Below are 15,515 nucleotides of genomic sequence, written 5' to 3' on the forward strand. Positions count from 1 at the left end.
CCGCGCCTGTACTGTGAATGCCTGAAAATACGCATAGCTTGCGCGATAGTACGGAAATGTCCATTGATCCCTTTTCCGACGTCCTCAAACTCACCAACGCCGAGGCAGCCGTTACCGGCGGTTTCACCGCTGGCGGCCCCTGGGCGATCCGCTTTCCCGGACGAGACAAGATCAAGTTCTTTGCCGTGGTGAAAGGCAGTTGCTGGGCAACGGTCGAGGGCGAGGCCGAACCGATCCACTTCGAAACCGGCGACGTCGGCCTGCTGGCGAAACGGCGGAGCTTCGTGCTTGCCAGCGACCCGAGCGTTGAGGCTGTCGACGCCATGGAGCTGTTTTCCGGCAAGGGCAGGACGATGGCAACGCTTGGCGACGGCAGCGACTTCGCGCATATCGGCGGCCATGTGATGCTCGATCCGACGCGTGGCGGGCTGCTGGCGGACATATTGCCCACATGGATCCACACGCGGGCCGCATCGCCGCAGGCAACCGTCTTCCGTTGGCTTCTCGATCGGCTCATCGAAGAACGGGATGTCGGGCAGCCGGGCGCGCAACTCGCCTCGGCGCAGTTGACGCAGCTGCTCTTCATCGAGATCCTGCGCTCGCACCTCAACACATCGAGCCTCATGCCCGCTGGCTGGTTGCGCGCCTTGGCTGATCCCCGCGTCGCGCCAGCGCTCCGCCTGATGCATGGCGATCCGGCTCGGGCATGGCATCTGGAGGACCTCGCGAAATCATGCGCGATGTCGCGAACGTCTTTCGCATCCCACTTCAAGACGGTCGCGGGCGTCGCGCCCCTAACCTACCTGACCGAATGGCGAATGCACCTTGCCCAGCGCGCCCTGCGAGAAGAGCGGACAGCCGTGGCTTCGGTCGCCCGGTCGCTCGGCTATACCTCCGAAAGCGCATTCAGCAACGCATTCAAACGCATCAAGGGCAGCTCACCGACCGCATATCGTTCAGCGCTGCTCGCGTCGAATGGCGACGCCTCGAAAGAGTTCCATGCAAGCGAACTCAGCGATGCCTCTTCAGAGCCCTGACTGCTTTACGGCAGGATACCCTTGCGTCAACGATGCTGCATACCGTTCACCATGAAACATGACTGCCGTGACCACATCGCATCCAGACCTAGGCGAAACAGGAGACTTGGTTGGCTGAGTATAATTTTGAGCGTTCCTCATTCAGAATTCGCTTATGGATAGACGAACAGCCGGACTTTCCCGCTGTACCACGGGAAAAGCTACGGAACCTTAGTTCGCTTAGCTGTGGCACGGCAACGCCTCGGCATTCGAGCACAGCCATCGAGTACTTTCGCCCACGCGGAGGTATGTATCACTATGGCTTGTTGGCAGCCCATCTTGGCGCAGAAAGCTCGGATGGCTTGTTACAGGGGCGTGTTCCTGTTTCCTCCCGCAACTCCTCTTTAGCGTGGAGCGGGTCGCTTAACCGGTGCGAGGGAGACACGCTGTTCGGCTTCGCCCAGGAATATACACCGGCAATTGTTGAAGGCGTTCATCAATGCTCAATTGGATTGCCGCGCAGTGGACAGCTGACGTTCACGGCTATGGCGCACTCGAAAGTTGGATCCGCCCCGCTCGTATTTCATTCGTTAACGAAGGCAGTCGTTCGCTCCCTATCCCACAGTCACCCCTACCGTTCGGTGGAGGATGTGCTAGCACTGATGGACGAATGTGCAAGTGATCCGCACGACGAGTAAACTTCCGCATGGGCTGCTCAATGACGACATATGAACCCATCTTACTCAGTCAAACACCGAACGAGCTTTTCGATCTAAACGAGTTATCGGACAAAGGTGGCGTGTTGACGCTATCGCTCCTCAATGCAGATGAAGCCATCGACGTTCGGTTCGATGCTTACTATGCCTATCGAAAAATCGATGAAGGCGACGCGCCTAAACTTCTCTCGGATGTTGCGTCATCGAGCCAGCTCGGCAAAACATTCTACCGCGGAGCGGACTCCGAATTTATTCGCTGGTTCAGAGAGCAAGGTCTCGGGAAAAGCGACGATGTCGAAGTCCATCACGTTGTCATCATCTTGGTAGATGATGTGATCGAAATACTAACTCCGGCGCTTCCAGTCGTCGAGAATATAGCTCGGTAAGCTAACCTCTCCACGCCGCCGAGCTACCTCGTCCCAACGATAATGGTCGCCGTCGAACGCAGTCGGACTTTTCCTTCCTGCGTCGCCTGTCGGGCCAAGGACAGTACCTCGTCGCGGATCTTCGCTTGCGTCGCCTCGTCAGCCTTCGCGAGGCCCGCGACGACGGGTGCCGCGATGTCTGTCATGAAATTCCAGTATGTCTCCGGCGACGCGTGGGTCATCATGGAGGAAACGTCCTCTTCGCGCAGATCCTTTAGACCGGCCTCTTCGAAGGCATGGCGCATCATGCCTGCCTGAGCGCAGCGGAAGAGCCCCGGTGATCCCGGGGGCAGCGTCGGCATGTCCACGTGCCGCGCGATCGTCGACATGATTGTCGTTGCCCAGGGGTTCTTGTCAGGCCCACTCCAGACGGCTGCGCAAACACGTGCACCTGGCTTTGACACGCGTGCGAATTCCCGGGCGGCAAGTGCGACATCGGGAAAGAACATGAAGCCGAAGCGGCACAGGACGGTGTCGAAGGAGGCATCGGCGAAAGGCAGCGCACCGGCATCGCAGACCTTGGTCTCGAAGTTCGTCAGGCCGCGGCGCGTGGCATTCTCGGCCGCCACCGCCAGCATACGTTCTGAGAGATCGGTCACCGTCACTTTTCCACGCGGCACAATCGCCGCTGCGGTAAGCCCCGGTTCGCCGGTGCCGGCGGCAACATCGAGCACGTGCGAATCCTCGCGCAATTTCGCGAGCCTCAGCATCGCATCACCAAACGGCGCCAGCCAACCGAGAACCAGTTCGTCCCATTTCTTCCAGCCGGCGGAAAAGCGGTCCCATGTGTCACGCTGCTGATCGCGGATCGCATCGAAGTTCCCAGGCATGCCCTTCGCTCCTTCCATACAGATCTTCCCGGTCTTTCGGGTGCTTCACTATGAACCGTCTGGATTAAGTTACAATCAAATACGGACCATCACAGCGTCGAGGCTATCGCTGCCACCCGCCAGAAGAAAAGTGGCTCGCGGTAGTCCGCCGAATGGGCGCTGAATGGCGCTTTCAGCATGCCTTGTGCGTCCATGCTGCTCCAGTCCGCGAAGCGTGCCACTACGACACAAACTGCCCGCCGATCGGTCCCGCTTAATTCTTTGGCAAGGACCTGCTTTCAGCTTTCTCTAATGGCTTGCTGTTAAAAATCGTCAATCACATATGAGGAGACTGTCGGTGAGTATATCGGGCGTCATGAATACGGCTCTGTCGGGAATGCTGGCCCAGACCACGAGGGTTTCTGTTGCAGCCAGCAATGTCGCAAACAGTAGCACGCCGGGCTACGCCCGCCTGACTGCCGGCTTGTACACAACCGGATCCGGTGGCGTTCAGGCTGCCGTAAGCCCAGCTTCAGCCGACGCCGATCCCGTCGCTGACATGACGGACCTGGTCGAAGCCGAACAGAGCTACAAGGCAAATGCCGTCGTCTTCGAGACCGGCGCAGACCTTTGGGATGTACTGATGAGTATCAAGCGCGATTGAGCCTAAGCCGAATTGCCGAGTGCTAGCCGCCTTCCAAATGCACAACGCGCATAGACGAACTTCCAGGTAAGTCTTAGGCTGCGTTCTGGATGTGTAGTTTCACAGTAGACTGGCTGATCAAGAGGTAAGGCACATGGAGAAGAACATTCGCAAAGCTCTCGCGAGCCATGCAAAACTCGCGGTCGACGCAGATGGGATCTCAACGACGCAAAATCTCTTCGATGTCGGCCTCACCTCATTCGCCTGCGTTCAGCTCATGATGCGGCTGGAGGAAGTCTTTGAAGTCGAATTCCCCGATGAACTCCTGAAGAAGCCGACATTCGAGACCATCGCCGCGATCGAACTCAATATCCGCCAGTTGAGAAGCGCCGAGACAGCCCCCGGACACCTGCAAAAGATTGTCGCGTTCGGAACACTCGTCCTCGCGGGCGCGCTGCAGGAGTCGATCGCGGATACGATGCTGTCCATCGGCTTTGCGTGACCACCCGTCCTAAAGCAGCGAATACGCAGCCGAACACAGCGCCAGAACGCCGAAGCCAATCAAAAGATAGCTCGTGCCACGAACGACCTTGCTCGTGAAATCTCGCGGTAGCCGGTTTCTCGCCAGATTGACGGTACCGCTCAGGAATAACCACCAGGCAAGCGATCCAATAAACACGCCGCTAACGATCACGGCGGAGCTGAAGCGCCGCGTCTCTTCCGTGAGCCCAAAGCCGGCAAACAGTGCACCGAATGAGAGAATGGTCGCAGGGTTGGAGATCGTCAGCAGAAACGTCGCGAGCGTCGTACCCATGAGCCCGCCGGTGCGCACGTCGGCCGCCCGCACCGGATCATGGGTCAAGCCACGATAGCCGAGCCAGAGCAGCAGCACCCCGCCCCCAATCGCAAGCGGCAGCGTTGCCGCCGACATGGTCTCCGCGAAGACCGCGATCCCGGTAACGGCAACAAGCGCATAGCTGGCATCCCCGACCGCCGTTCCCAGTCCGCAGGAAAACCCGGCCAGAAAGCCATGCTCCAGCGTCCGGTTGATACAGAGCATTCCGATAGGCCCGAGTGGCGCCGTTATGATGACACCCAGCAGAGCGCCTTTCAGGAACAGCAGTAGCATTCTTCAATTGATTCCTTATCGCCGGCGTCATCCGCGGCTCTTACAAGCTCTCTACCCGCCTGGCGAACCGCCGCAACGAAAAAGGCCGCCGGAAACGGCGGCCTGCGACAAAATACCGGCAGATGTGACAATCAGTGCGCCGGCACCACGGCATCGCCACGCGCGGCAAGCGCTGCCAGGTCGGCTGGCTTGAGCTCTACGGATTCCCCGCAGCCGCAGGCGGATGTCTGGTTAGGATTGGTGAAGGTGAAACCAGAGCGCAACGTCGTCTGCTCAAAGCCCATTTCGGTACCTAGCAGGTAGAGGACAGCGGAGGGTTCGACCCAGACCTTGGCGCCGTCGCGCTCGATCAGGTCGTCCTTGGGATTGGCTTCGGTCACGAGGTCGATGGTATATTCCATCCCCGCGCAGCCGCCCTTCTTGATGCCAACGCGAACACCCTTGGCGTCCGGCCCGGAATTTTCGACGATCACCTTCACGCGTGCCGCAGCACCTTCCGTCATGCTCATCACTGCAAAGCCCATCGGCTCATTCTCCTTCCGCAACCGGGGTCAAGATCCGGCGCTTCGAGTCCTAATGTAAAGCGGGCGGCTTAAGGCTTCAATACCAGCCGACCGCCACCTGCGCCTCTTCGGACATGCGGTCCGGCGTCCACGGCGGATCGAAGGTCATCTCGACCTCGACGCCCGACACACCCTCGACCGAACCGACCGCGTTTTCGACCCACCCCGGCATCTCGCCGGCAACAGGGCAGCCAGGCGCGGTCAGCGTCATCATGATCTTGACCATGCGGTCGTCTTCGATGTCGATCTTGTAGATCAGCCCGAGCTCGAAGATGTCGGCCGGAATTTCCGGGTCATAGACCGTTTTCAGCGCCATGATGACGTCGTCGCTGAGGCGCGCCAACTCATCGGCAGGGATGCTGGAATGCACGATGCCTTCGCGCACGTCGATCTTCTGTTCGCTTTCGTCCAGGCTCATGCGGACACTCCTTAAGCAAAAAACTTGCGCGCATATTCCAGCGCATCGGCCAAGGCATCGACCTCGGCGCGTGTATTGTACATGCCGAAAGACGCCCGGCATGTGGAGGTGACGCCGAACCGTTTCAAGAGCGGCATCGCGCAATGCGTACCGGCGCGAACCGCGACGCCACGTCGGTCGATCACGGTGGATACATCGTGGGCGTGGAGCCCCTCGAGCTCGAACGAGAAGATCCCGCCCTTGCCCGGCGCCGTGCCGATGACACGCAGCGAATTGACGTCACGCAGTCGCTCGGCGGCATAAGCTGCCAGATCCGCCTCATGCCGCGCGATCGCCTCGCGGCCGACCTTATCCATGTAGTCGAGCGCATAGCCAAGCCCAATCGCTTGCACGATCGGCGGCGTTCCGGCCTCGAAGCGGTGTGGCGGGTCGTTGTAGGTAACGGTTTCCTCGGTGACCTCGAAGATCATCTCGCCGCCGCCCTGAAACGGCCGCATCGCCTTCAGCCGATCCTTCTTGCCGTAGAGCACGCCGATCCCCGAGGGACCATAGAGCTTGTGGCCGGTCATCACGTACCAGTCGCAATCGATATCCTGCACGTCGACAGGCATGTGCACCGCGCCCTGCGAACCGTCGACCAGGACAGGAATGCCGCGCTCATGCGCGATCCGGCAAATCTCTTTCACCGGAACGACGGTACCCAGCGCATTCGACATATGCGTAATGGCAACGAGCTTGGTGCGCTCGGTGAGGCTCTTTTCGAACTCCTCGATGTGGAACGCGCCCTCGTCGTCGACGGGAACCCAGACCAGCTTGGCACCCTGCCGCTCGCGGATGAAATGCCACGGCACGATGTTGGAGTGATGCTCCATGATCGACACGACGATCTCGTCGCCGTCGCCGATATTCGGCATACCCCAGCCATAGGCGACCGTATTGATCGCCTCGGTCGAGGACTTGGTGAAGACGATGTCATCGACCGAAGGCGCATTCAGGAAGCGGCGCACCTTTTCGCGCGCTGCCTCGTAGGCCTCCGTTGCGGCATTCGACAAAAAGTGCAGTCCGCGATGCACATTGGCATATTCGCTGGAATAGGCGTGGCTGATGGCGTCGATGACGACCTGCGGCTTCTGGGCCGATGCGCCGTTATCGAGATAGACCAGCGGCTTGCCATAGACCTCACGCGCAAGGATCGGAAAATCCTTACGAATGGCTTCGACGTCGTAGGCGGTGGCTGGAACTATCTTGTCCATCATCAGGTCCGATCAGGCGTGCTTTTCGAGCCAAGTCGAGATGACGCCTTCCAGCGCCTCGACCAGCACTTCATCTTCCAGCTCTTCGACGATTTCGGCGACGAAGGCGTTGACGAGCATGGCGCGTGCCTTGTTCTCCGGAATGCCGCGAGCCATCAGGTAGTAGAGATGGTTGTGATCAATATCGGCAACCGTCGCGCCGTGGCCGCACTGTACGTCGTCGGCGAAGATCTCGAGCTCCGGCTTCACCGAAAATTCGGCGTCGTCGGACATCAGAAGCGTGTTGCACGCCATCTTCGCGTCGGTCTTCTGCGCATCGGGCGCAACGCGGATCATGCCCTGGAACACGCCCTTGGCACGATCGAAGACGACGTTGCGGATCACTTCCGTAGAGCCCGTGTGCGGCACGTTATGGCCGAGCACCATCGTCACGTCGGTATGCGTATCGGCACCCAGGAGATTGATGCCGCGAAGCGTCAGATCGGCGCCCTCGCCCGTAACCTTGATGTGAAGTTCCTGGCGCACCAGCTTGCCGCCGGCGTTGATGACGAACAGCTTCAGCTTGGCATCAGCGCCGAGGTCGACGCGGATCTGCCCGAGATGCGTATCGTCAGCACCCTGCTGCTGTACGATGATCCAGGTAAGCTCCGTGCCTTCTCCGACGGAGATGTCACTGACGTGGGACACAAGCGCCGCATCCGGTGTCACCGAGAGGTGACGTTCGATCACGGTCGCCTTGACGTTCGCGCCGAAGGTAACAGGAAGCCGCGTGTGCGCCTGGCCACCGGCATGAATGAACTGGATCTCCAGCGGCTCTTCCAGCGCGGTCTCGGCAGGCACGTCGATGACGTAACCGTCGCGCACGAAGCTGCCGTTGATCCGGCCGACCGCGTCGTCCTTGTCGAGCGCGCCGAGGCTGCTCGCAGCAGTGCCGTTCGACAGCTGCGCGGCATAAGCCGAAACCTGAAGATCGCCAACGCGAGCCTTGTGATCGGCGAGACCCTGGATGACGGCCAGAACCTCAGAACCCTCGACCAGCGGATCGCGAGCGTCGGAACCGGAATCGCCCGCCTGCGCCGGAACATCGCGCAGCAGCGTCTTGAGATCGGTGTAGTGCCAAGCCTCGATGCGTCGGGTCGGCAGGCCAAGCTTCTTGATATCGTCAAGCAGCCGGTCACGGATCGCAATCACCGCGCCGTCACCGGGCAGCTCGCCAATCTGGTTGTTGAACGCCTCGATGAGCGCCGCTTCCGCGGCGGTCTGGCGGTTAGTCGTCTGCATGTTCATGCGACCAGTCCTTTCCGCCTAGATCAGGCCGCCGCTCCGATGATGTCGGCATAGCCATTGGCTTCGAGTTCATGCGCAAGCGTCTTGTCGCCGGACTTGATCACCTGACCCTTGTAGAGCACGTGAACGGTATCAGGAACGATGTAGTCGAGCAGGCGCTGGTAGTGGGTGATGACGATCACGGCACGATCGGGCGAACGCAGCGCGTTTACGCCGTCGGCAACGATCTTGAGCGCATCGATGTCGAGACCGCTGTCGGTTTCATCGAGGATGCAAAGCTGCGGCTCGAGAAGCGCCATCTGCAGGATCTCGGCTCGCTTCTTCTCGCCGCCGGAGAAGCCGACGTTGAGCGGGCGCTTCAGCATGTCGGTGTTGATCTGCAGCTTGGCTGCCGCATCCTTCACCAGACGCATGAAGTCAGGCGTCTTCAGCTCCTCTTCGCCGCGCGCCTTGCGCTGCTCGTTCATGGCCACCTTGAGGAACTGCATGGTGGCAACACCTGGAATCTCGACCGGATACTGGAAGGCAAGGAAGATGCCCTTGGAAGCGCGCTCGGCCGGATCGAGCTCGAGGATATTCTCGCCGTTATAGAGAATTTCGCCTTCGGTCACTTCATAGTCTTCGCGGCCCGACAGGATGTAGGACAGCGTCGACTTGCCGGAGCCGTTCGGGCCCATGATGGCAGCAACTTCACCAGCCTTCACGGTCAGGTTCAGGCCGCGGATGATTTCAGTGCCGTCTTCGGCGATACGGGCGTGCAGGTTCTTGATCTCAAGCATCTTCGTTATCTCTTGATTTGTCTGCTTCCATACAGAAAGCGATTCAGCGTCTCGTTGCGAGCTCCTGACGAAGCCCAGAAAATTGCAGCTAGACCGGCAAGCGAAGCGGCTCCAACTGATTTGGCCAAGGGCCAATCGCTGAGCAGGCCTGCAAGTCCAACGACAAGACCGACGATGCAGACAAAGATGGCCATTACCATAGCCTTCATGCCGACAGTCATCGCGGTCCTGTCATCATTCATCAGCCCACGGAGCCTTCCAGCGAGATGCTGATCAGCTTCTGCGCTTCGACGGCAAACTCCATCGGCAGTTCCTGCAGGACTTCCTTGACGAAGCCGTTGACGATCAGTGCGATCGCCGCTTCCGTCGGGATGCCGCGCTGCAGGCAGTAGAACAGCTGGTCCTCGGAAATCTTCGAGGTCGTCGCTTCGTGTTCGAACTGCGCGGTCGAATTCTTCGCCTCGATGTAAGGCACCGTATGGGCGCCGCACTTGTCGCCGATGAGCAGCGAGTCGCACTGCGTGAAGTTGCGAGCGTTGGTCGCCTTCCGGTGCGCCGAAACTTGGCCGCGATAGGTGTTCTGCGACACACCGGCCGCAATGCCCTTGGAGACGATGCGGCTCGACGTGTTCTTGCCGAGATGGATCATCTTCGTGCCAGAGTCGATCTGCTGATGGCCGTTGGAAACGGCGATCGAGTAGAACTCGCCCCTGGAGTCGTCGCCGCGCAGGATGCAGGACGGATACTTCCAGGTGATCGCCGAGCCGGTTTCGACCTGCGTCCACGAGATCTTTGAACGGTCGCCACGGCAATCGCCGCGCTTGGTGACGAAGTTGTAGATACCGCCCTTGCCCTGGGCATCGCCCGGATACCAATTCTGGACCGTCGAATACTTGATCTCGGCGTCATCGAGAGCAACGAGCTCGACCACGGCAGCATGCAGCTGGTTTTCGTCGCGCTGCGGCGCAGTGCAGCCTTCGAGGTAAGAGACGTAGGCGCCTTCTTCCGCGATGATCAGCGTGCGCTCGAACTGACCGGTCCCCTTCTCGTTGATACGGAAGTAGGTGGACAGTTCCATCGGGCAGCGAACGCCCTTGGGAACGAAGACGAACGAGCCGTCAGTGAAGACAGCCGAGTTCAGCGTCGCGTAATAGTTGTCGCTCGTCGGAACGACCGTGCCGAGGTACTTCTTTACCAGCTCGGGATGTTCGCGGATGGCCTCGGAGATCGACATGAAGATCACGCCGACCTTCTTCAGCTCTTCCTTGAAGGTCGTGACGACGGAAACGGAGTCGAAGACGGCGTCGACGGCGATCTTCGGCTTTTCGACGCCGGCCAGGATTTCCTGTTCCTTCAGCGGAATGCCGAGCTTCTCATAGACCTTGAGAATTTCAGGATCGACCTCATCCAGCGACTTCGGGCCCGGCGTGCTCTTCGGCGCGGCATAGTAATAGATGTCGTTGAAATCGATCTTCGGATAATCGACGCGAGCCCAGGTAGGCTCTTCCAGCGTCAGCCAGCGCTTGTAGGCCTCAAGACGCCATTCGAGCATCCATTCCGGCTCCTGCTTCTTGGCGGAGATGAAGCGGATGATGTCTTCGGACAGGCCCTTGGGCGCCTTGTCCATTTCGATGATGGTCTCGAAACCGTATTTGTACTGATCGACGTCGATTTCGCGGACGCGATCAACCGTTTCCTGGACGGCTGGCATGTCGTTCTCCAATCTCGCCGGAGAAAAGGTCCGGCAGCTTGTCGTTCGGGCAATGTCGTTTGCCCCGTATGTAGGTGGCCAAAAGGGCTTTTTCAGCCCGAATGGCAAGCGGAAATTTGCGTTTCCGCAAATTTATGAAGCAGTCACGCCGCCTCGCCGGCTGACCGGCGCCGGGCGGCTATTTTCGCGAAGGCGGCGACCGCCTTGTCGATGTCGTCTTGCGTGGTCGAAAAGCCGAGTGAAATGCGCAGCGCGCCAAGCTTCGGATCGCGGCCCATCGCAGTCAGAACGTGGCTCTCTCCGACCTTTCCGGACGAGCAGGCCGAACCTGCCGAAAGTGCGACCCCTTCGAGATCGAATGCGATCTGTCCGGTCTCTGCCTTCAGGCCTGGCAGGGTGAAAAATGTGGTGTTGGAGACGCGCGAGCCGTCCGCCCCGTAGATGACGACGTCTGGCGCTGCGGCCCGCATTTCGTTTTCCAGCCGATCGCGCAATTGCGCGACGGCTTGGTTCCGTGCATCGAACTCCGCGACAGCAGCCTGCGCGGCCGCACCAAATCCGATCACCGCCAGCGAGTTCTCTGTCCCCGAACGGTGACCCTTTTCCTGGCCGCCGCCATGAATGAGCGGACGAGGCATCAGAACCTCACCGCGGGTGACAAGCGCGCCTGCGCCCTTGGGACCGCCGATCTTATGCGACGAGACGATCATGAAGTCCGCGCCGAGTTCGTTGATATCGAGCGCAAGACGGCCAGCCGCCTGCACAGCGTCGACAACGAGCAAACCGCCACTCGCGTGCACGATCTCCGCCGCTTCCTTGATCGGTTGGACTATGCCCGTCTCGTTGTTGACAAGCATGATCGCGACCATCGGCAGGCCAGAGGTCTTATCATGCGCTTCAAGCAACGCGCGCAACGCGTCGAGGTCGACGACGCCACCGGAGGCCACGGGGATTTCGGTCGTGTCGGTCTTGGCAAACCGTCCACCCTCGCGCACCGCGGGATGCTCGATCGCGGAATAATAAAGCTGGCCGATGGAAAGCGGCGTGCGCCCCATCCGGAAATCCGGCGTCAGCACCATGTTGGCGGCTTCGGTCGCACCGCTCGTGAAGATGACGTGCGCGGGATCTGCCCCCGTCAGCGCAGCTACCTGCCGACGCGCGCCCTCGATGGCCGCACGCACGGCACGGCCTTCGCTATGTACGGAGTTCGGATTGCCGAACAGGTCCAATGCGCGCAGAAGCGCTTCACGCGCTGCTGGATGCAGCGGCGATGTCGCGTTCCAATCGAGATAAAGGCGTGCCGACGCCATGATCTTTCGTCCTGCGCTAGATGCTTGCGTGCCGCCTCGGCTCATTTTCCTTGAAAAGTCAGCCGGGCTTGCCTTATGACACATCCACAATGCGTGGATCGCCATGCAAGTTTCGAATTGTTCTAAACTGCGTTTTAGAAAAGCTGACAACGTCCGTCAAGTCTGCGCAGCCAGAACGTTAAGAAATAAACGCCGGAGTACCGATGCCCGAAGTCATTTTCAACGGCCCAGCAGGCCGCCTCGAAGGCCGCTACCAGCCCTCCAAGGAAAAAAGCGCACCGATCGCCCTCATTCTGCACCCGCACCCCCAGTTCGGCGGCACGATGAACAACCAGATCGTCTACCAGCTCTTCTACATGTTCCAGAAGCGCGGCTTCACGACATTGCGCTTCAATTTCCGGGGAATCGGCCGCAGCCAGGGCGAGTTCGACCACGGCGCCGGCGAGCTTTCGGATGCGGCATCCGCGCTCGACTGGGTCCAGAGCCTGCATCCTGATTCGAAGACGTGCTGGGTCGCCGGCTATTCCTTTGGCTCCTGGATCGGCATGCAGCTCCTGATGCGCCGCCCCGAGATCGAAGGCTTCATGTCGATCGCGCCGCAGCCGAACACCTACGACTTCTCCTTTCTGGCACCCTGCCCGTCGTCCGGCCTGATCATCAATGGCGACGCCGACAAGGTTGCGCCTGAGAAGGACGTGAACGGTCTGGTCGAGAAGTTGAAGACCCAGAAGGGTATCCTGATCACCCATCGCACGGTGCCGGGCGCCAACCACTTCTTCAACGGCCAGGTCGAAACGCTGATGAGCGAGTGCGAGGACTACCTCGACCGTCGCCTCAACGGCGAACTCGTGCCGGAGCCGGCGGCAAAGCGTATTCGCTGATCGTACGAAAAAACTGTGATTGTTGATCGGCACGCGGCCCCGCGTGCCGATTTTCGTTTGTGGTTGCCGTGAACTACGGCCGGATCACAATCCCGCCGGTGACCGGCTCACGCACCCCCGTCGTGCCGGGAAATGTCAGCGGCAATCCATCCAGCGAGCGAACAGCCAGATAGGCCCACGCTTCGGCTTCCATCGCATCGCCGTCAAATCCCGCCTGTTCAGCGGAAATCACGTCGGCATTCTGGCCACGAGCAAGATCGCGCAAATCCTGCATCAGGATCCTGTTGAGGCGGCCGCCGCCGCAGATCACATAGAGTGTCGGCGCCACTGGCAAGTGACCCGCAGACTTGATCACAGATGCTGCCGCCACATGGGCAAGCGTGCGGGCACCGTCCGCAAGCTCAGCGTCCGAGCCCGCCAAAGGTGGAAAATCGTTGCGGTCCAGCGAGCGGCGTTTCGTTGCCGTGAAAAACGGGCTGTCGAGGTAGCGATTCGCCAGATCATCGATCACCCTGCCTTCAGATGCGATCATGCCGCCCTGGTCGAAGGGAATGCCGGCCTGGGATTCGACCCACTGGTCGATCAGTGTATTGCCGGGACCGCTGTCGTAGCCGACGATCAAACCATCGGCGCCGATGTAGGTCAGGTTGGAGATACCGCCAATATTGACGAAGCAGACGGGCAGCGTCGCATTCCTGACGTTGCGAGCCAGTGCGGCGTGATAGACAGGCACCAGCGGCGCCCCCTGGCCGCCGTGTACCATGTCGTTGGCACGCAGGTCATAGGCAACAGCGATACCGGTCTCACGCGCCAGCAATGCCCCGTCACCGATCTGCACGGTGAGCGCCTCGTCGGGTCGGTGCAGGACGGTCTGGCCATGGAAACCCACGACATCGACGACGCTTACATCGATACCGTTCACATCGAGAAATTCCCTAACGGCAGATACATGACGTAACGTAAGTTCGCGTTCGATCGCGGCCAATTCCCCCGGGCGCTGATCTCGTTGCGTGATCGTCTTCGCCTGCTCCAGCGCCAGCTTCAAGCGGTCCCTGAACGGCGCATCGTAGGCAACGCCGAGAAAGGGGCCGCGTTCGATGATCGCCTCTCCATCGGTGCGCAGCAACGCCACATCGATGCCGTCCATCGACGTCCCGCTCATCAGACCGATGGCTGTGCGTATGTTCCCCATTGTCCCTCGCTGGAAGATTTGCACCAAATGGTGACTGATCCGCAAAACAGTGCTAAACGCGCCGCTTCACTTCAACAATAGCCAATCCGCAAATCCTGATCCGAAAGCAAAAGGTCATGTCCGAGTTCAAATCCGATTTCCTCCGCACGCTGAAAGAGCGTGGCTTCATTCATCAGATCTCCGATGAATCCGGCCTCGACGCCCTCTTCGCCAAGGAAACCGTGACGGCCTATATCGGCTTCGACCCGACTGCGCCCTCGCTGCATGCCGGTTCGCTCATTCAGATCATGATGCTGCACTGGCTGCAGGCAACCGGCCACCGCGCGATCTCGCTCATGGGCGGCGGAACCGGCATGGTCGGCGACCCCTCGTTCAAGGACGAAGCGCGCCAACTGATGACTATCGACACGATCGAAAGCAACATCGCGTCGATCAAGCAGGTGTTCTCGAACTACCTCAATTACGGCGAAGGTCCGAAGGACGCGCTGATGATCAACAACGCCGAATGGCTGCGTTCGATCAACTACCTGGAATTCCTGCGCGACGTCGGCCGCCATTTCTCGGTCAACCGCATGCTGGCCTTCGACAGCGTCAAGACGCGTCTCGATCGCGAGCAGTCGCTGTCGTTCCTCGAATTCAACTACATGATCCTGCAGGCCTACGATTTCGTCGAACTGGCGAAGCGCTACGGCTGCCGGCTGCAGATGGGCGGTTCGGACCAGTGGGGCAACATCGTCAACGGCATCGACCTCGGTCACCGCATGGGGACCGGGCAGCTCTACGCACTCACTTCGCCGCTTCTGACGACCGCCTCCGGGGCGAAGATGGGCAAGTCCGCGACCGGCGCCGTCTGGCTGAACGCGGACATGCTGTCTGCCTATGATTTCTGGCAGTATTGGCGCAACACCGAAGATGCCGACGTGTCCCGCTTCCTGAAGCTCTACACGACGCTGCCGATGGATGAGGTTGCGCGGCTGTCGGCCCTCGCCGGCTCCGAGATCAACGAGGTCAAGAAGATCCTCGCAACGGAAGTGACCGCCATTCTCCACGGCCGCAAGGCTGCAGAAGAAGCTGCGGAAACCGCCCGTAAGACGTTCGAGGAAGGCGCGCTTGCCGACAATCTTCCGTCGGTCGAGGTTCCCGCTTCCGAGCTCGACGCCGGTATCGGCCTGCTGTCGCTCATTGTTCGCGCCGGCCTTGCCACTTCGAACGGCGAAGCCCGCCGTCACGTCCAGGGCGGAGCCGTTCGCATCAACGACCAGGCTGTCAGCGACGAACGCAAGCTGATTGGCAGCGGCGAGATGACGTCAGACGGAGTCATCAAGCTCTCGCTCGGCAAGAAGAAGCACATTCTCATCCGCCGCGCGGCCTAAGAACTCGAAT

General features: G+C 60.0%; 17 protein-coding genes. 6 read left to right on the plus strand and 11 right to left on the minus strand.

The genetic code is table 11. The annotated features are described in order from the left end of the window. Positions 1-56: 56 nt before the first annotated feature. Positions 57-1,037 carry an AraC family transcriptional regulator gene (locus A6U87_RS24005; RefSeq protein WP_065693836.1) on the plus strand — a complete coding sequence of 327 codons (981 nt, stop codon included), beginning with the start codon at positions 57-59 and terminating at the stop codon, positions 1,035-1,037. Between the two features lie 697 nt (positions 1,038-1,734). Beyond that, positions 1,735-2,118 carry a hypothetical protein gene (locus A6U87_RS24010; protein ID WP_141684044.1) on the plus strand — a complete coding sequence of 128 codons (384 nt, stop codon included), beginning with the start codon at positions 1,735-1,737 and terminating at the stop codon, positions 2,116-2,118. Between the two features lie 23 nt (positions 2,119-2,141). On the opposite strand, the gene A6U87_RS24015 is transcribed toward A6U87_RS24010, so the two are convergent. Further along, complete coding sequence (locus tag A6U87_RS24015) at positions 2,142-2,987, minus strand: class I SAM-dependent methyltransferase (RefSeq protein ID WP_065694092.1); 846 nt, start codon at positions 2,985-2,987, stop codon at positions 2,142-2,144. Between the two features lie 337 nt (positions 2,988-3,324). On the opposite strand from A6U87_RS24015, the gene A6U87_RS24020 reads away from it, so the two are divergent. Both A6U87_RS24020 and A6U87_RS24025 read left to right on the plus strand, forming a co-directional pair. Further along, positions 3,325-3,630, plus strand: coding sequence for a flagellar basal body protein (locus A6U87_RS24020; RefSeq protein ID WP_065693838.1), 306 nt, complete (start codon positions 3,325-3,327; stop codon positions 3,628-3,630). A 133-nt stretch (positions 3,631-3,763) separates the two neighbouring features. Beyond that, positions 3,764-4,111, plus strand: a complete 348-nt coding sequence (locus A6U87_RS24025) for an acyl carrier protein (RefSeq protein WP_065693839.1) — start codon at positions 3,764-3,766, stop codon at positions 4,109-4,111. A gap of 9 nt (positions 4,112-4,120) precedes the next feature. Here the strand turns inward: A6U87_RS24025 and A6U87_RS24030 are convergent, their stop codons facing one another. The 9 genes from A6U87_RS24030 to A6U87_RS24070 all read right to left on the minus strand — a co-directional run bounded on the left by A6U87_RS24030 (position 4,121) and on the right by A6U87_RS24070 (position 12,059). Continuing rightward, positions 4,121-4,738 (minus strand): LysE family translocator, encoded by a 618-nt coding sequence (locus tag A6U87_RS24030; RefSeq protein ID WP_065693840.1) that lies wholly within the window; start codon positions 4,736-4,738, stop codon positions 4,121-4,123. Between the two features lie 131 nt (positions 4,739-4,869). Further along, positions 4,870-5,262, minus strand: coding sequence for a Fe-S cluster assembly scaffold SufA (sufA, locus tag A6U87_RS24035; protein ID WP_065693841.1), 393 nt, complete (start codon positions 5,260-5,262; stop codon positions 4,870-4,872). A gap of 76 nt (positions 5,263-5,338) precedes the next feature. After that, on the minus strand, positions 5,339-5,719 hold the full coding sequence (locus tag A6U87_RS24040; RefSeq protein WP_065693842.1) for an SUF system Fe-S cluster assembly protein: 381 nt from the start codon (positions 5,717-5,719) through the stop codon (positions 5,339-5,341). Between the two features lie 11 nt (positions 5,720-5,730). Next, entirely contained in the window at positions 5,731-6,972 is a 1,242-nt protein-coding gene (locus A6U87_RS24045) for a cysteine desulfurase (RefSeq protein WP_065694093.1), read from the minus strand. 12 nt (positions 6,973-6,984) lie between these two features. Continuing rightward, positions 6,985-8,259, minus strand: coding sequence for a Fe-S cluster assembly protein SufD (gene sufD, locus A6U87_RS24050; RefSeq protein WP_065693843.1), 1,275 nt, complete (start codon positions 8,257-8,259; stop codon positions 6,985-6,987). A gap of 23 nt (positions 8,260-8,282) precedes the next feature. Then, the gene (sufC, locus tag A6U87_RS24055) at positions 8,283-9,038 is read right to left on the minus strand and encodes a Fe-S cluster assembly ATPase SufC (protein WP_065693844.1); all 756 of its coding nucleotides are present in this window, start codon (positions 9,036-9,038) and stop codon (positions 8,283-8,285) included. 5 nt (positions 9,039-9,043) lie between these two features. Then, complete coding sequence (locus A6U87_RS29980) at positions 9,044-9,280, minus strand: hypothetical protein (protein WP_065693845.1); 237 nt, start codon at positions 9,278-9,280, stop codon at positions 9,044-9,046. Beyond that, positions 9,280-10,749, minus strand: coding sequence for a Fe-S cluster assembly protein SufB (sufB, locus tag A6U87_RS24065; RefSeq protein WP_065693846.1), 1,470 nt, complete (start codon positions 10,747-10,749; stop codon positions 9,280-9,282). The genes A6U87_RS29980 and sufB overlap by 1 nt, the downstream gene beginning before the upstream one ends. A gap of 143 nt (positions 10,750-10,892) precedes the next feature. Beyond that, positions 10,893-12,059 (minus strand): cysteine desulfurase family protein, encoded by a 1,167-nt coding sequence (locus A6U87_RS24070; RefSeq protein ID WP_065693847.1) that lies wholly within the window; start codon positions 12,057-12,059, stop codon positions 10,893-10,895. Between the two features lie 203 nt (positions 12,060-12,262). Between A6U87_RS24070 and A6U87_RS24075 the strand changes: the two genes are divergently transcribed. Next, entirely contained in the window at positions 12,263-12,940 is a 678-nt protein-coding gene (locus A6U87_RS24075) for an alpha/beta hydrolase (protein WP_065693848.1), read from the plus strand. 73 nt (positions 12,941-13,013) lie between these two features. On the opposite strand, the gene A6U87_RS24080 is transcribed toward A6U87_RS24075, so the two are convergent. After that, positions 13,014-14,132: an anhydro-N-acetylmuramic acid kinase gene (locus tag A6U87_RS24080; RefSeq protein ID WP_065693849.1), complete on the minus strand. Its 1,119-nt coding sequence runs from the start codon at positions 14,130-14,132 to the stop codon at positions 13,014-13,016. Between the two features lie 116 nt (positions 14,133-14,248). On the opposite strand from A6U87_RS24080, the gene tyrS reads away from it, so the two are divergent. Further along, on the plus strand, positions 14,249-15,505 hold the full coding sequence (tyrS, locus tag A6U87_RS24085; RefSeq protein ID WP_065693850.1) for a tyrosine--tRNA ligase: 1,257 nt from the start codon (positions 14,249-14,251) through the stop codon (positions 15,503-15,505). Positions 15,506-15,515 lie beyond the last annotated feature (10 nt).

It is taken from the genome of Rhizobium sp. AC44/96 (assembly GCF_001692185.1).
GTDB lineage: Bacteria > Pseudomonadota > Alphaproteobacteria > Rhizobiales > Rhizobiaceae > Rhizobium.

Coding starts and splice junctions, on each gene's coding strand:
- A6U87_RS24005 (WP_065693836.1), top strand. CDS start 57: ATGTCCATTGATCCCTTTTCCGACGTCCTCAAACTCACCAACGCCGAG.
- A6U87_RS24030 (WP_065693840.1), bottom strand. CDS start 4,738: ATGCTACTGCTGTTCCTGAAAGGCGCTCTGCTGGGTGTCATCATAACG.
- tyrS (WP_065693850.1), top strand. CDS start 14,249: ATGTCCGAGTTCAAATCCGATTTCCTCCGCACGCTGAAAGAGCGTGGC.
- A6U87_RS24045 (WP_065694093.1), bottom strand. CDS start 6,972: ATGGACAAGATAGTTCCAGCCACCGCCTACGACGTCGAAGCCATTCGT.
- A6U87_RS24015 (WP_065694092.1), bottom strand. CDS start 2,987: ATGCCTGGGAACTTCGATGCGATCCGCGATCAGCAGCGTGACACATGG.
- sufA (WP_065693841.1), bottom strand. CDS start 5,262: ATGGGCTTTGCAGTGATGAGCATGACGGAAGGTGCTGCGGCACGCGTG.
- A6U87_RS24025 (WP_065693839.1), top strand. CDS start 3,764: ATGGAGAAGAACATTCGCAAAGCTCTCGCGAGCCATGCAAAACTCGCG.
- A6U87_RS24080 (WP_065693849.1), bottom strand. CDS start 14,132: ATGGGGAACATACGCACAGCCATCGGTCTGATGAGCGGGACGTCGATG.
- sufB (WP_065693846.1), bottom strand. CDS start 10,749: ATGCCAGCCGTCCAGGAAACGGTTGATCGCGTCCGCGAAATCGACGTC.
- sufC (WP_065693844.1), bottom strand. CDS start 9,038: ATGCTTGAGATCAAGAACCTGCACGCCCGTATCGCCGAAGACGGCACT.
- A6U87_RS24075 (WP_065693848.1), top strand. CDS start 12,263: ATGCCCGAAGTCATTTTCAACGGCCCAGCAGGCCGCCTCGAAGGCCGC.
- A6U87_RS24040 (WP_065693842.1), bottom strand. CDS start 5,719: ATGAGCCTGGACGAAAGCGAACAGAAGATCGACGTGCGCGAAGGCATC.
- A6U87_RS29980 (WP_065693845.1), bottom strand. CDS start 9,280: ATGAATGATGACAGGACCGCGATGACTGTCGGCATGAAGGCTATGGTA.
- sufD (WP_065693843.1), bottom strand. CDS start 8,259: ATGAACATGCAGACGACTAACCGCCAGACCGCCGCGGAAGCGGCGCTC.
- A6U87_RS24070 (WP_065693847.1), bottom strand. CDS start 12,059: ATGGCGTCGGCACGCCTTTATCTCGATTGGAACGCGACATCGCCGCTG.
- A6U87_RS24010 (WP_141684044.1), top strand. CDS start 1,735: ATGACGACATATGAACCCATCTTACTCAGTCAAACACCGAACGAGCTT.